General features: G+C 70.1%; 11 protein-coding genes. 5 read left to right on the plus strand and 6 right to left on the minus strand.

Annotated elements, in window-relative coordinates:
- Window positions 1-57: 57 nt before the first annotated feature.
- The 5 genes from upp to FMQ63_RS09285 all read right to left on the minus strand — a co-directional run bounded on the left by upp (window position 58) and on the right by FMQ63_RS09285 (window position 5,311).
- Window positions 58-693, minus strand: coding sequence for a uracil phosphoribosyltransferase (gene upp / locus FMQ63_RS09265; RefSeq protein WP_011550271.1), 636 nt, complete (start codon window positions 691-693; stop codon window positions 58-60).
- A 12-nt stretch (window positions 694-705) separates the two neighbouring features.
- The gene (locus FMQ63_RS09270; RefSeq protein ID WP_011550270.1) at window positions 706-1,917 is read right to left on the minus strand and encodes a DUF1688 family protein; all 1,212 of its coding nucleotides are present in this window, start codon (window positions 1,915-1,917) and stop codon (window positions 706-708) included.
- Window positions 1,910-3,163 (minus strand): GTP cyclohydrolase II, encoded by a 1,254-nt coding sequence (locus FMQ63_RS09275; RefSeq protein ID WP_026113915.1) that lies wholly within the window; start codon window positions 3,161-3,163, stop codon window positions 1,910-1,912. The genes FMQ63_RS09270 and FMQ63_RS09275 overlap by 8 nt, the downstream gene beginning before the upstream one ends.
- A 74-nt stretch (window positions 3,164-3,237) precedes the next feature.
- On the minus strand, window positions 3,238-4,764 hold the full coding sequence (locus FMQ63_RS09280; RefSeq protein WP_020477940.1) for a CoA-acylating methylmalonate-semialdehyde dehydrogenase: 1,527 nt from the start codon (window positions 4,762-4,764) through the stop codon (window positions 3,238-3,240).
- A gap of 136 nt (window positions 4,765-4,900) precedes the next feature.
- Window positions 4,901-5,311 (minus strand): hypothetical protein, encoded by a 411-nt coding sequence (locus tag FMQ63_RS09285; protein WP_011550267.1) that lies wholly within the window; start codon window positions 5,309-5,311, stop codon window positions 4,901-4,903.
- Window positions 5,312-5,560: 249 nt separating this feature from the next.
- On the opposite strand from FMQ63_RS09285, the gene FMQ63_RS09290 reads away from it, so the two are divergent.
- The 5 genes from FMQ63_RS09290 (at window position 5,561) to FMQ63_RS09310 (ending at window position 12,672) form a co-directional block, all read left to right on the plus strand.
- A complete protein-coding gene (locus tag FMQ63_RS09290) occupies window positions 5,561-6,904 on the plus strand; it encodes an AHH domain-containing protein (protein ID WP_011550266.1) in 1,344 nt (447 codons plus the stop codon).
- Window positions 6,905-6,916: 12 nt separating this feature from the next.
- Window positions 6,917-7,489, plus strand: coding sequence for a DUF1629 domain-containing protein (locus FMQ63_RS09295; RefSeq protein WP_011550265.1), 573 nt, complete (start codon window positions 6,917-6,919; stop codon window positions 7,487-7,489).
- 170 nt (window positions 7,490-7,659) lie between these two features.
- Complete coding sequence (locus FMQ63_RS09300; RefSeq protein ID WP_171452257.1) at window positions 7,660-10,413, plus strand: serine/threonine-protein kinase; 2,754 nt, start codon at window positions 7,660-7,662, stop codon at window positions 10,411-10,413.
- Between the two features lie 58 nt (window positions 10,414-10,471).
- The gene (locus FMQ63_RS09305) at window positions 10,472-11,812 is read left to right on the plus strand and encodes a sigma 54-interacting transcriptional regulator (RefSeq protein WP_011550263.1); all 1,341 of its coding nucleotides are present in this window, start codon (window positions 10,472-10,474) and stop codon (window positions 11,810-11,812) included.
- Window positions 11,813-11,901: 89 nt separating this feature from the next.
- Entirely contained in the window at window positions 11,902-12,672 is a 771-nt protein-coding gene (locus tag FMQ63_RS09310; protein ID WP_225909675.1) for a hypothetical protein, read from the plus strand.
- 33 nt (window positions 12,673-12,705) lie between these two features.
- Here FMQ63_RS09310 and FMQ63_RS09315 read toward each other — a convergent pair whose 3' ends face one another.
- On the minus strand, window positions 12,706-13,767 hold the full coding sequence (locus FMQ63_RS09315) for a lytic transglycosylase domain-containing protein (RefSeq protein WP_216608877.1): 1,062 nt from the start codon (window positions 13,765-13,767) through the stop codon (window positions 12,706-12,708).
- Window positions 13,768-13,998: the final 231 nt, after the last annotated feature.

The raw sequence follows: 13,998 nt of genomic DNA on the forward strand, positions 1-13,998 counted from the left end.
GGACACGTCCGCGCGCCAAGTCACCGTTGCCGGGTAAGGGGTATCTCCTCCACCGCGCTACTTGGTCCCGAAGAGCCGGTCGCCCGCGTCGCCCAGGCCCGGGAGGATGTAGCCGTGCTCGTCCAATCGCTCGTCGATGGCGGCGGTGTAGACGTGGACGTCCGGGTGGTGCTCGCGCAGGTTCGTCAGGCCCTCCGGGCACGCCAGCAGACAGACGAAGCGCAATGAGCCGGGCTTGCTCTTCTTCAGCCGCTGGAGCGCGGCCACCGCCGAGTTCCCCGTGGCGAGCATCGGGTCGCACACCACCACGTCCCGGTCCGCGAGCTGGCCGGGCACGCGGTAGTAGTACTCCACCGGCGACAGCGTCTCCGGGTCTCGGTACAGGCCGATGTGCCCCACGCGCGCGGAGGGCACCAGTTGCAACATCCCGTCGAGGATGCCCTGCCCCGCGCGCATGATGGCCACCAGCACCAACTTCTTGCCATCCAGCACCGGCGCCACCGTGCGTGCCATGGGCGTCTGGATGTCCTCCTCGCGCACCTTGAGGTCTCTCAGCGCCTCATAGGCGAGCAGCAGTGAGATTTCCTGGAGCAGCGCCCGAAAGGAGGCGGTGCTCGTCTCCACCCGGCGCATCTGCGTGAGCTTGTGCTTCACCAGCGGGTGGTCCACCACCGTGCAGTTCGGAAACTCCATTGCGTCCTCCCGTCAGAACACCGTGCCGTCACTGTCCACGCGGATGGGCGGCCCGCCACCAGGGCGCCGCTCCGCCGCCACGCGCCGGCCCGCGGTCCACGTGCCACCCTGGAGCACCTTCCCCAGCGGCAGCTCCTCCGCGCTCAGGCCCAGCCGTCCACGCACCAGCGCCGCCACCCGGTCCAGCAGGGCCACCGTCAGCGCGCGCCACTCCACGATGGGCTCGTCACCCGGGTGGAAGGACTGCGTGAAGAGGCGCGGCTCCCGGGGAGACAGCACGCCCAGGTCCACCAGCAAGCCACCGTTGCGGTACTCGGGCAGGCCGGTGAGGCCATCCAGCTCCGTCACCACCACACCGGCCTCGGACAGCGGCTCCACCAGGGAATACGTCAGCCACTGCGACAGCTTGTGGAAGGGCACCAGCGCCTCCAGGCTCTCCACCGACCCCAGCGCGGGATGTGGCCACACGTCGCCCAGGTTCACCGCGTCCACCATCACCCGCCCCGGCCAGATGGGGCCCAGCACCTCCAACACCAGCCCCAGCAGCTCCGCGGCGCGCACGCTGCGCTGCTGCGCGGTGATGATGTCCAGCAGCGCCCCTGGCCGAGGCAGCACCTTCGCCAGCCCGTGCAGCAGGTGCAGCCGGCCCTCCAGCCCATCCACCGGGTTGGCATCCGTCACCTGCATGCCCTGCGCGAGCGCCTCGCGCGTGAGCCGCCCCAGCGCCTCCGCGTCCACGCGCAGCGGCCGGTCCGGGTCCGACGAGAAGCGCCCCTCCATGAACATGCGGAAGCTGGCCACGGCCAGTCCCTCGGAGCGCGCCCACGTCTTTCCGCCGGCCTCCTGGTAGCGCCACTGCGGGCCACTGCCCGCGTCCAGCAGCACGCTCACCACCACCAGGTCCAGCTTCGCGCGCGCCCGCTCTTGAAGAGAGGCGTCCTTCAGCCGCGCCTCCAGCTCCGCCAACCGCGCCACGCCGCCCACGTCGAAGTGGCGCCAGCGGCTGTGCAGCGGCACATCCAGCGTGGGGTAGTGCTCGCGCGTCACGTGCAGCACCGTGTCCACGACGATGGGCAGCCGCGACGGCTCGACGCGGAAGTGCTCCAGCTTGCCCGCCAGCCCCAGGTCCAACAGTTGGTGGCACCGCTCGCGGATGGCGGACGGCGTGCGCAGCCACGCCACCGCGGGAGAGAGGTCCGGCCTGGCCAATGAGAAATCAGACATCGAGGTCCCGCCCCTTCACCTGCGCCAGCCCCGCCGCGTCCGCCACCGGCCCTTGCGTGAAGTAACCCGCGGCCTTCTTCGCCTCCATCTCCACCTTGGCGTCGGCGGGGATGAGCTCGTCGGGGATGGGGACGCGCTCCAGGATTTCAATGCCCGAGCGCGTAATCGCGTCGTGCTTCATGTCACTCATCGATACGAAGCGGTGGATGCGGGTGATGCCCAGCCAGTGCAGCACGTCCGGCATCAGCTCCTGGAAGCGCATGTCCTGCACGCCGGCCACGCACTCGGTGCGCTGGAAGTAGGTGGCCGCGGAGTCGCCGCCCTCCTGCCGCTTGCGCGCGTTGTACACGAGGAACTTCGTCACCTCGCCCAGCGCCCGGCCTTCCTTGCGCAGGTAGACGATGAGCCCCGCGCCGCCCGCCTGCGCGGTGCGTACGCACTCCTCGATGCCGTGCGCCAGGTAGGGCCGACAGGTGCAAATGTCGCTGCCGAACACGTCGGAGCCGTTGCACTCGTCATGCACGCGCACCGTCAGCGGCACATCCCGGTCCGCCAGCGTCTCGATGCCGCCGAAGACGTACAGCGTCAGCCCGCCAATGGGCGGCAGGAAGACGTGCAGGTCCGGGCGCGTAATCAGCTCCGGGAACATGCCGCCCGTCTGCTCGAAGAGACCACGGCGCAGCGCGCTCTCCGTCATGCCGAAGCGCTTCGCGATGCCCGGCAGGTACCACACCGGGTCCACCGCGGCCTTGGTCACCTTGATGTCGCCGTTGCCGCGCAGCAGGTCCCCGTCCGGCGTCAAGCGCCCGGCATCGATGGCGTCGCGCACCTCGGGGAAGTTGATGTGCGCCTTGGTGACGGCGATGGTCGGCCGGAAGTCGATGCCCTGCTCCGCGAAGGGCCGGAACGCCTGCGGCGCGATGGCGCCCCACGGGTCCAGCGAGACGATGCGCTGCGGGTCGCTCCACGACGGATGCGGCCCCACCTGCGCGGCGGGCGCGGTGTTCTTCAGGTCGGCGCGGTGGTCCTGCGGCAGCATGCCCGCGGCCACGGCGAGCGCGCGGTACACGGCATACGCGCCGGCATGCGTGCCGATGACGTTGCGGTGCCCGGCTTCCGTCAGCGTGGCGACGACGGGGCCGCGGCGCGTCGGCTCGCCGTCTCCCCAGCGGATGGGGACGCTGGGGACGTCGCCATCCGGGTGGGAGGTGAGGCGGATGTGATTGAGATTCTTTTTCTCGGCCATGGGAGCGCCCTCCTTGCGGGCGCGGGAGCAAAGTCGGGGTGCGGGGGGCGGTGCTTCGCGTCGTGGGGCGCGCTTCAGCTCATCCACGAGCCGTCGGTCCGGGCCGACCACTTGCGGGTGACCTTCTTCACCTGCGTCCAGAAGTCGAGGCTGGACGGCCCGGTGATGTCCCCGTGCCCGAAGCGCGAATCGCCCGTGCCACCGAAGGAGAACGGCTCACGCGGGACAGGGACGCCCACGTTGACGCCCACCATGCCGGCGCGCACGCCCTCCACCACCGTCTGCGCCACCCCACCGTTCGTGGTGAAGATGGACGCCGCGTTGCCGTAGGGCGACGCGTTCTCCACCGCCAGCGCCGCGGACAGCGTGGGCACCCGGACGATGGAGAGCACCGGGCCGAACAGCTCGCGCCGCGCGGCCTCCATCTCCGGACGCACGCCGTCCAGCAGCGTGGGGCCCAGCCAGTTGCCGCCGGACCACGGCTCGCCCTGCGGCTTGTGGCCACGGCCGTCCAGCAGCACCCGCGCGCCCTCGGCCTCCGCGCGGGCAATGGCCGTCTCCAAGCGGTCCAACGAGCCCCGGTCGATGAGCGCGCCCATGCCGGGGCCCAATTCCAGCTTCGCCGCGCGGCGGACGACTTCCTGGAGAAGGGACTCCACGTTGCCCACCGCGAGCAGCACGCTGGCCGCCATGCAGCGCTGGCCCGCGCAGCCGGTGAACGAGTCCACCACCGCCTGCGGCGTCAACTCCGGGTCCGCGTCCGGCACGACGATGAGGTGGTTCTTCGCGCTGCCCAGCGCCAGCACGCGCTTGCCGCGCTTGCAGCCCTCCGCGTACAGGTGGCGCGCCACCGCGGACGAGCCGACGAAACCCACCGCCTGCACGTCCGGGTGCGCCACCAGCGCGTCCACCGCCTCCTTGCCGCCGTGCACGACGGAGAAGACGCCCGCGGGGTAGCCAGCCTCACACATGAGCTCGCCCAGCGCGCACGCGGTCAGCGGCACCTTCTCCGACGGCTTGAGGATGAAGGCGTTGCCCAGCGTGACGGCGATGGGGAACATCCACATCGGCACCATGGCCGGGAAGTTGAACGGAGTGATTCCGGCGACGACGCCCAGCGGCTCGCGGCGGTACTCACAGGAGATGCCGCGGCTGACCTCCAGGTGCGCGCCCGTGTCGAGGTTCTGGAGGGACAGCGCGAAGTCGCAGACCTCCATGCCCTTGAGCAGGCCCGCGCGGGCCTCCGCCACCGTCTTCCCCGCCTCGCTGGCGGCCAGCTGGGCCAGGGCGTCCAGGTCACGCTCGAGGAACTGGCGGAAGCGGTACAGGTACTGCGTGCGCTCCCGCAGCGAGGTGTTCTTCCAGGCAGCCGCCGCCGCCTTCGCGGCCTCCACCGCCTGGGCGACTCCGGATGCGGGCGTCAGGGGAACCCTGCCAATGACGGTGCCCGTGTAGGGGCTCCGGACATCAAGGTGCGCCGCACCGGGCGGCACCTGCCAGCTTCCTCCAACGAGGTTACGGCACGAGACGACGCTCCGCGGAAGCTGGATGAAGGACACGCACACCCCCCAGGTGTCTGGCGTGGAGAAATGGCCTGCCATTGTAACCAGGAGAATGGACTGACATGCAACCCAGGGGTCCCCGAGGGTGCCTTTAGACACGCCCAATGGAAGACATCCAGGCGTTCACTCTGTCAGATAGAGGACCCATCTCTCGGACGGGTGTGAGGGATTGCGTTCAGCGGGCGTCAGGCACCGCCAGCAGGCCGCGCAGCCGGGCGATGGTGGCCGTGTCGTCGGCGTCCGGCGTGAGGCCCAGGGCCTGGACTTCGTCGTACAGCGCGAGCGCATAGTGAATGCGGGAAGTGGCCGTGGCGGTGTCGCCCTGCTCGGCGCTCAGCTCTCCGTCCTCGGCGACCAGGCGCGCGAGCACCTTCACGCGCGTGGGGGAGCCCAGCAGCCGCGCGGTGGCCCCCGGGTCCGCCATCAGCAGCGCGGCGTACTCCATGCCCAGCGAGGACAGCGCCGTCTCCTGGATGAGGCGCTGGGCGTCCGCGAGCTTCTTCTCCCGGCGCGCCTTGATGATGCGGGCCAGCGCGGCGGCGAACTCCTCGATGAGCCGCTCGATGTAATCCTTGCGAAGGGACATGGCGGCCCGAAGGTAACCGCGGAGTGGGGAACGTGCACGCCGAGTCCTTCCGTCGGCTCCCCCCCGGCATCACCACTGTCTACCTACGCCCAACCGGAGATGGTAGCGGCGCTGGGCTCACCTGACAGGAGCCAGGAGTTCGCCGAGCGAGCCGTCACTGCGCTTGGACATCTCGTGGCCCTTGGTCGGACTCTTCTTGTATTCCTGGCCTGGTCTCGCAGGAGCGCGCCCCGGAACCGGAGGACTTGGATGAGAGCGCATGCGGTCATCTGGCTGGTGCTGGCGCTTGCCGTCACAGGCTGTTCGACCACGCGACTCGTGCGCCTGGACACCGGCGACGGACATCTCATCGTCCACACGCCCTTCGCGGAGGAAGGCGACGGGCCTGTGGAACTGGCCGACGATGAATTCGAGGAGACCATGGTGGCGCTCGCCCGGGGCGTGCGGCCCTTCTCCAATCCCCTGCGCGAGGCCCGCCAGCGCTTCGGCGTTCCCGAGCGAAGCGGCGTGTACCTGTACGAGGGGCACGGCCCCCGGCTCATCCCCCAGGATGAAGGGAAGGACCCAGGCGGTCCGCATCTCCTGGAAGTCTACGCGGATGACGAACTGACGCGCGCCTATGGCCGCTGGTGCGAGCGCAAGTCGCAGCCCGGTGACTGCCTGCGCCTGTTGTCAGAAGGCCCGCTGCTGGCCAGCGACGGCAAGTACTCGCTGGCCATGGCCATCGCCATGGACTCGGTGTGGGAAGAGACAGCAGAGGCGCTGGAGGACATGGCCGACCCACAGGCACTGCTGGCGACGGTGAGTGCCTCGGTCAGCATGTACCTGCTCCTCTGGTCGCTGCCCGAGCCAGTGAGCAAGGGACTGGCCGCCCTGCTGACGGCCTCGGCCATTGCCTACCTGGGCGTGGATACCGTGTGGCGCATTCTGGACGGGTGGATGGCGCTGGTGCGCGAAGTGGACCGGGCCACCACCTTCGAGCAACTCAGCGAGGCGGGCGAGGCGTACGGCGAAGTGCTCGGGGAGAACGCGGCGCGCGTCTTCGTCATGCTGGCCACGGCGGCGATAAGCAATACGGCGGGCCTGGCGACGCAGTCCTCGAGACTGCCGGGCTCGGCGCAGGCTGCGCTCGCGGTGGAGACGCAGGCGGGCTATCAGTACTTGACTATCGGAAGCGTGCAGTCGGTGGCGATGACGGCCGAGGGCTTCACTGTCGCCCTGGCGCCCAACGCGGTCGCCATGGCGGCCCAAGGCATGAGCGGCGGCCGCTCCGAAAACCACCACCTCGCGACGAACAAGAACGGCGTCTCCACCGTGCGCGGCGGGCCCTGGACGCCCCGGTTCAAGAGAATCTTCAAGAAGGCAGGGATGGAGCTGGAAGACCCTGAGAACATCGTGCCCGTGAAGGGCCACAAGGGCCCCCATCCCCAGAGGTATCATGAGCGGGTCTACGCACGGCTGGAGGAAGCGACGAAAGGCTGCCGGAAGATGACCGAGTGCCGGGAGGCCTTGGTCAACGAACTCAGACAACTCGCCAAGGAAGCCGGCGCCCCGGGCTCCGGCTTGAACAAGCTCCTCACTCGAACCGAGTGATACCGAGGCGCCATGATGGCCAAGAAGTATTTCCAGCTCGCCGACAACGTTTCCATTCCGGGCCGTTGGGAGTTGGGCCACCCGGGAGATGCGCGAGGTCACGAAGTAGACGACCCTTGGATGTTCCGGGAGGGCCATCCAGTGGAGGTGAGCCAGCGATTCACGGTTCCTATCGAGGAGCCGGGCAAGGCCCTCGATTTTTCTCTCGCGGGCTTCAGCACTCCCGTGGTCAGCGCCAGCGTGGCCAACATCTTCCTGGAGATGGCTCCCAAGGACGTGCAGCTCCTCCCCGTGGACATCCATGGCCCCCTGGACCCGTACTTCATCCTGGTGGCCACGAGGCTCATTCGCTGCATTGACGACGCAGCATCGGAAGAGGTGCTCCACTGGCGCCCGGAGGATGGGCGGCCCGAGAAGGTGGGGCAGTACCGGGATGTCTACGGCATGCGCGTCGACCTCGCCCAGGTGGGCAACGCCCAGGTGTTCCGCACCTGGGGCTGGTCCATCGCCCTCATCGTCTCCGAGGACATCAAGCAGGCTTTGGAGCGTGCGAAGGCGACCGGCGTGAAGTTCACACCGGTGTAGTTCGCGCAAACGCGCCCCCTGTCCTCTGAAGCACCCAGGAGGTCCAGAGGACAGTCCCCCACGCGTCGGTGACGGCAGACACAGGCCGGGTGCGCAGGCAGCCATGCGAACAGCCTGGAACATGGGCCTGATGGACAAGCGCGGATAGAGTGACGCCGGGTGCATCGGCCATGAGCATGAGAGACAGCGGTAGAGGACGCGCGGGCACGGGCAATCGAGAGGGCGATGCCTTCGGCACCGGCCCTGGGTCGCGGCGCGACGACGCGCCACCCGTTCCCCAGGTGGGGCGCTACTTCCTCCTCAAGCGCCTGGGACAGGGCGGCATGGGCGTGGTGTACGCCGCCTATGACCCGGACCTGGACCGCAAGGTGGCGCTCAAGCTGCTGCACGCGGACTCGCGGACGGACTCGGAGGAGGCCCGAGCCCGGCTGCTGCGCGAGGCGCAGGCCATGGCGCGCGTCTCGCACCCCAACGTCATCCCCATCTTCGACGTGGACGTGTGGGGTGACCGCGTCTTCCTGGCCATGGAGCTGGTGGACGGCGGCACCCTGGCCTCGTGGGTGAAGGAGGGGCAGCGCTCCTGGCGAGAGATTCTGGAGTCCTTCCTCGCCGCGGGCCGGGGGCTCCAGGCCGCGCACGAAGCCGGGCTGGTGCACCGCGACTTCAAGCCCGCCAACGTGCTGGTGAACAAGGCAGGCCGCGTCTTCGTCACCGACTTCGGCCTGGCGCGGCCGGTGGGCACGCTGCCCAAGGAGGAGCCCCTCTCCGAGGACGCAGAGGCCCTCATTCCCTCCGAGCGGCGCATGCTGGACACGCCCCTCACCGAGGCGGGCCTCATCATCGGCACGCCCAGCTACATGTCCCCGGAGCAGTTCCGTGGGGATGACCTGGACCCGCGCTCGGACCAGTTCAGCTTCTGCGTCGCGCTGTACTGGGCGCTCTACCGTCAGCGCCCCTTCGAGCCCGCCAAGATGGAGGCCTATGCCTCCTCGCGGAAGCCCCAGGCCCAGCCCGTGGTCGAGGCCACCGAGCCGCTGAACGTGACGGCGCCCCTGGAGCGAGAGGCCCCCAAGCCCCTGCCGCCGCCCGTCCTCATCCAGGAGCCGCCGCGCGACGTGAAGGTCCCCGCCTGGGTGAAGCAGGCGATGATGCGCGGCCTGTCGCTGGACCCGGCCGCGCGCTTCGCGTCCATGGAGGCGCTGCTCGGCGCGCTGTCACAAGAGCACCGCTTCACGAAGCGCCGGCGCTGGGTGGCGGGCGCGAGCACCGTGGCGGCGGGCGTGGCCCTGGTGGGCGGCGTCCTCTACCAGCAGTCCCAGGTCTGCGCGGCCGCGGGCGCGCGCATGGATGACGTCTGGAGCCCGGCGGCGCGGCAACAGGTGGAGGCGGCCTTCCTCGCCACTGGCAAGCCCTTCGCGCAGGAGCTGGCCGGCAAGGTGTCCCAGGTGCTGGACGGCTACGCGAGCGCGTGGAAGCAGCAGAGCACCGAGGCCTGCGAAGCCACCCACGTCCACGGCGTGCAGACGGAGGAGCTGCTGACACGGCGAACGGTGTGTCTGGCGCGGCGGCACAAGGACGTGCGCGCCACGGTGGCGCTGCTGTCCAGCGCGGACGCGTCGCTGGTGGAGAAGTCGGTGGACGCGGTGCACGCCCTGCCCTCGCTGCACGAATGCGAGGACGAGGAGTCCCTGGCCGAACAACAGCGGCTGCCCTCGGACGCGGCGAAGCGCGCCGACATCGAGAAGCTGGAGGAGCAGCTCGCGGGCGTGAAGGCGCTGGTGGACGCGGGCCGCTATCCGAAAGCCCTGGAGACGGCGCGCGCGCTGGAGGCACCGGTGCTGGCCACCGGCCACCTGCCGCTCACGGCCGAGCTGCGCTTCCACCTGGGCTGGCTCCAGGAACAGAACGGCCAGTCCCCCGAGGCGTCGAAGCAGCTCTTCCACGCCGTGCGCGACGCCGAGGCGGGGCGGGCGGACCGGCTGAAGGTCGCCATCCTCAACAAGCTGCTCTACGTGGAGGACGGCCAGCAGCACTTCACCCAGGCCTCGGACTGGGGCGAGCTGGCACACGCGACCCTCCAGCGTCTGGGCGGCGAGCCCGTGCTGGAAGCCGACGTGCGGATGAACCAGGCCAACCTCGCGGTGTCGCAGGAGCGCTTCGAGGATGCGCGCACGCTGCTGGAGCAGGCCAAGGCGCTCCAGGCCCACGCCCTGCCCCTGGGCCACCCCAAGCGCGCGCGAACCACCTTCCTGCTGGGCGGCGTGATGCTGGACCTGGGGAAGCCCGAGGAGGCGGTGAAGCTGCTGGAGGAAGCGCTGACACTGACGGAGGCCGCGGTGGGCCCCTGGCACCCGGACATGGCCCAGCGCCACGGCATGCTGTCGCTGACGCTGCGCGAGCTGAAGCAGGACGCCAAGGCCCTGGCGCACGCGCAGGCGGCGGCCCAGGTCCGCAAGGCCACGCAGGGCGAGACGAGCGTCCTGTACGCGGAGACCCTGGACGAGGTGGGCATGTGCCTGCACGCGATGAAGCGCTACGACGAGGCGCTGAAGGCCTACGAAGAGGCGCTGGTCATCAAGCGCGCGGCGCTACCCGCGGACGACGAGCGCCTCCAGTACTCCTATGACGGCGTGGGCCAGGCGTTGCTGGAGCTGGGCAAGGCGAACGAATCGGTGGCGCCGCTGCGGCAGGCCGTCTCCTTCGCGTCGGCCCCGCCCGACGTGCTGGCCGAGTCCGGCTTCGCCCTGGCTCGCGCCCTGTGGATGACGCAGCAGCCCCCGGCGGCCCGCGGGGAGGCGGCCCAGGCCCGGGCGCGCTTCACCGAGGCCGGCCTGGATGCGCGGGTGGCGGACGTGGACGCCTGGCTCTCGACGCTGCCGCCCGAGCCTGCCCCCCGGCCCGCGCGACGCAAGCCCCGGCGGTGAAGTCGCCACGGACCCAACGGGTGGCGGGCCGTGTCGGCCGTGTTAGCGTCCCGCTCCCGTGGCCCCGTCGAACGAAGAGGATCCCGCGCTGGACCCGACGCTGACGCTGAGCCGCGCGCGGCAAGGCCGGGTCCGGCTGAAGTTGATGGTGCTGTCCGGCCCCGAGTCCGGCCAGAGCCATGCGCTCACCAGGCCCGAGTACGTGCTTGGCAAGGCCCCCACGTGCGACATCGTCCTCACCGACAAGACGATTTCCCGCGAGCACCTCAAGCTGACGGTCCACGACGAACACGTGGTGGCCACGGACATGGGCTCGCGCAACGGCTCCTCGTGTGACGGCCGCCGCTTCACCGAGTTGGAGCTGCACCCAGGCACCGTCATCACCCTGGGCACCACCGAGCTGAAGCTGGTGCCAGAGGAGTCGGCGAAGCGCACGCTGCTGCTCTCCAACCGCGACCGCTTCGGCGCGCTGGTGGGCAACAGCCGCCGGATGCGCGAGGTGTTCACCCTGCTGGAGCGCCTGTCCCCGGGCGGCGCGGACGTGCTCATCCAGGGCGAGACGGGCACCGGCAAGGACCTGTGCGCCGAAGCCATCCACCAGGCCAGCCGCCGCGCCAGCGGGCCCTTCGTCATCGTGGACCTGGCGGGCGTGGCCCCCTCGCTCATCGAGTCCGAGCTGTTCGGCCACGTGAAGGGCGCCTTCACCAACGCCCAGAGCGACCGCGCCGGCGCCTTCGAGCGCGCCCACAACGGCACCGTCTTCCTGGATGAAGTCGGTGAGCTGCCGCTGGAGCTCCAGCCCCGCCTGCTGCGGGTGCTGGAGCGCCGCCAGGTGAAGCGCGTGGGCGCCAACGACTACGTCACCGTCAACATGCGCGTGGTGACGGCCACCCACCGGGACCTGGAGGACGCCGTGCGGCAGGGGAAGTTCCGCCGCGACCTCTACCACCGGCTCGCCGTGCTCCGCGTGACGATGCCCTCCCTGCGCGAGCGCCCCGAGGACATCCCCCTGCTCATCGACACCATGCTCGAGCAGACGGGCCGCCCGCCCAGCACCCTGTCGGACCAGACGCGCGCCCTGCTCACCCAGTACCCCTGGCCCGGCAACGTGCGCGAGCTGCGCAACGTGGTGGAGCAGGTGGTGAACCTGGGCGAGGAGGCCCTCCCGGAGCTGGAGCCCGCCGACAGCGAGCGGGGCCACAGCGCGGCCGACCTGGACCTGCCCTTCAAGGAGGCCAAGGAGCGGCTCGTGGAAGGCTTCGAGCGCGACTACCTCCGCAACCTCCTGGAGCGCTGCGAGGGGAACATCTCCCGCGCCTCCCGCGAGGCCGACATCGACCGCGTCTACCTCCGCAAGCTCCTGAAAAAGCACGGTATCGAACCGAGCGGCGGCGCTTGAGCGCTCCGAAAACAACTTTCTCCAGAGATTGGAGATAAGCTCGAATTGGAGCCATGTGGGCTCCGCCCATCCCCCAGGGAAGACCGCCCATGCGAGTGAACCTCTTCCAGTCCATCGCGAGGCTCTCGGAGACCCGGACGCAGCAGAGCGTCCCGCCCGCAGCGTCCGGCCCCGCCCAGACCCAGGCCCCCCAGCAGCCGTCCGTCCCCGACGTGGTGGCCCGGTACCTCACCGACAGCTTCGAGGCCGCGGGCGCATCGGAAGTCATCAAGCAGACCAAGGACTCCAACTGCGGCGCCGCGGTGGCCACCCTGCTGTCGCGCACCGCGGGCAAGGACTCCGCGTCGGCGGCGCAGAAGATGGACACGCTGGAGTCGCGCTTCACCGACGGCGGCGGCACGACCCCGGAGGAGCTCGCGAAGATGCTCGCGCACGAGGGCCTGGAGGTGAAGAAGGGCACCTCGAACTTCGACATGCCTTCGGTGAACGAGGCGCTTGCCCGCGGTCAGCAAGTCGTCGTCCAACTGGACACCAACCGGCTCGCCACGGGCGTGGACTCCAAGATCGCCGGTGACTCGCACTGGGTCGTCGTCGACGGCATGGACGACAAGGGCAACTACCAGGTGAAGGACACGAACACGGGCACCAAGTACTCCGTGTCCGGTCAGCAGATCGCCGACTCCGTGGGCTCCGCGTGGGAGCTGCACCAGGGTGGCGGCATGCTCGTCGTCGGCGACCCGCAGAGCGCCATGGACGAAGGCACGCTGGTGGAGAAAAGTTCCCTCCACACCAGCGTCCTGGGTAACACCGACGGCGGTGGCTCCCGGGCTCGCGGCAGCTTCGGCCGCGAGTCTTCCTGAGCCTCCCGCCGTCGTCCTACCTGCCAGCGTCGACTACGCCGGCAGCGCGCCCTGACCGGAAGCCAGGGTGCTGGCGAACTGATTCACGTTGCGCACGTAGTCCGCACTGCCCAGGCCCGCGGGAATCGCATGCGGGTTGCTCTTGTCCACGCCGTTCGGACCGGAGTTGTAGGCGCGCAGGGCCAGGTCCCAGTTCCCGAACTGCGCCTTCATGTCCTTCATGTAGCAGGCGCCCGCGAGGATGTTCGTCTCCGGGTCAGACAGGTTCTTGCCCTGCAACTCGGGGTACTTGTCCTGCAGCCCCTTGAAGGTGTTGGGGTTCACCTGCATCAACCCCGTGTCCGTCATGCCGTTGCCGCCGTTGGTGGACGAGGCGTCCACCTTGCCGCGCGACTCCGCCCACACCTGCGCGGCCAGCATCTCCACCGGCACGCCCGTCTTGGCCGCCGCGGACTCGAGCGCCGGACGCAGCTTCTCCAGCGCCGGAGGCAGGTTGCCGCCCAGGCTCGCGCCGCCGGCACCCGTGCTCGCGCCCACCGAGGGCGCCGCGCCGATGCCGCCCACCGGCGCACCCTCGATGTCACTCACCGGAGCGGGCGCGGGCGCGGGGCCACCAGCGGCAGGCGCCGACGTGAGGCCCTCCACCGGCTCATTCATGAACGGAGACGGGCCCTGGGCGCTGGGGTTCAGCTCCACGGGAGGACGGCCACCGCGGGCCGACGCAGGCGAGAAGGAGCTGTCCAAGAAGCACTTGGACGAGGACGCGCCCTGGGCGCCTTGAGCACCGGAAATGCCCTGGCCGTACGAAGCGCCCTGCGCGCCACCCGCCGCGCCGCCCGCCTGCATGGCCTGCTGGAGCTGGGCCAGCGTGTTGATAATCGCCAGGGCCCCCTCGAGCAGCTTGCCCAGGGACTCGGCCTTGCCGCCGCCCAGGTCGAAGCCATCCTGCTGCATCCCGATGCGCCCCAGCGACGGCTTCTGGGCCGAGGCACCCGAGGGACCAGACAGCGACGCGGAAGGCCGGGAGACGGAGACATCCTGGGCCGGGGAGCGGACGGCGGAGGAGGCGGAGCCGCTGAGAGGAGAGAGGCGCATGGGGAAGTTCCTTCGGGGAGGGTTGGAGGGCTGCTGTAGGCGACCCACGCACCAGTAGCAGCAGGTGTGCCAACCGTCGGGAGCCCTCCTTTCCCCGCCAAACCCCTGATTTCACTTGAGTCGCTGGAGCGCCCGCGCCCCGTGAGGCCCTGGCCCCTGGTGACTGCCGCCGTCAGGGGGCGGTGGTCGCAGTCACCAGGCTCCGTCCGGCAGCCGTGCCGACATGCCGGC

This window comes from Myxococcus sp. CA005 (assembly GCF_006518205.1).
GTDB classification, from domain to species: Bacteria; Myxococcota; Myxococcia; order Myxococcales; family Myxococcaceae; genus Myxococcus; species Myxococcus xanthus.

Excerpts from the sequence above, each read along its gene's own strand:
- upp (WP_011550271.1), bottom strand. The coding sequence starts at position 693 with ATGGAGTTTCCGAACTGCACGGTGGTGGACCACCCGCTGGTGAAGCAC.
- FMQ63_RS09270 (WP_011550270.1), bottom strand. The coding sequence starts at position 1,917 with ATGTCTGATTTCTCATTGGCCAGGCCGGACCTCTCTCCCGCGGTGGCG.
- FMQ63_RS09275 (WP_026113915.1), bottom strand. The coding sequence starts at position 3,163 with ATGGCCGAGAAAAAGAATCTCAATCACATCCGCCTCACCTCCCACCCG.
- FMQ63_RS09280 (WP_020477940.1), bottom strand. The coding sequence starts at position 4,764 with ATGGCAGGCCATTTCTCCACGCCAGACACCTGGGGGGTGTGCGTGTCC.
- FMQ63_RS09285 (WP_011550267.1), bottom strand. The coding sequence starts at position 5,311 with ATGTCCCTTCGCAAGGATTACATCGAGCGGCTCATCGAGGAGTTCGCC.
- FMQ63_RS09290 (WP_011550266.1), top strand. The coding sequence starts at position 5,561 with ATGAGAGCGCATGCGGTCATCTGGCTGGTGCTGGCGCTTGCCGTCACA.
- FMQ63_RS09295 (WP_011550265.1), top strand. The coding sequence starts at position 6,917 with ATGATGGCCAAGAAGTATTTCCAGCTCGCCGACAACGTTTCCATTCCG.
- FMQ63_RS09300 (WP_171452257.1), top strand. The coding sequence starts at position 7,660 with ATGAGCATGAGAGACAGCGGTAGAGGACGCGCGGGCACGGGCAATCGA.
- FMQ63_RS09310 (WP_225909675.1), top strand. The coding sequence starts at position 11,902 with ATGCGAGTGAACCTCTTCCAGTCCATCGCGAGGCTCTCGGAGACCCGG.
- FMQ63_RS09315 (WP_216608877.1), bottom strand. The coding sequence starts at position 13,767 with ATGCGCCTCTCTCCTCTCAGCGGCTCCGCCTCCTCCGCCGTCCGCTCC.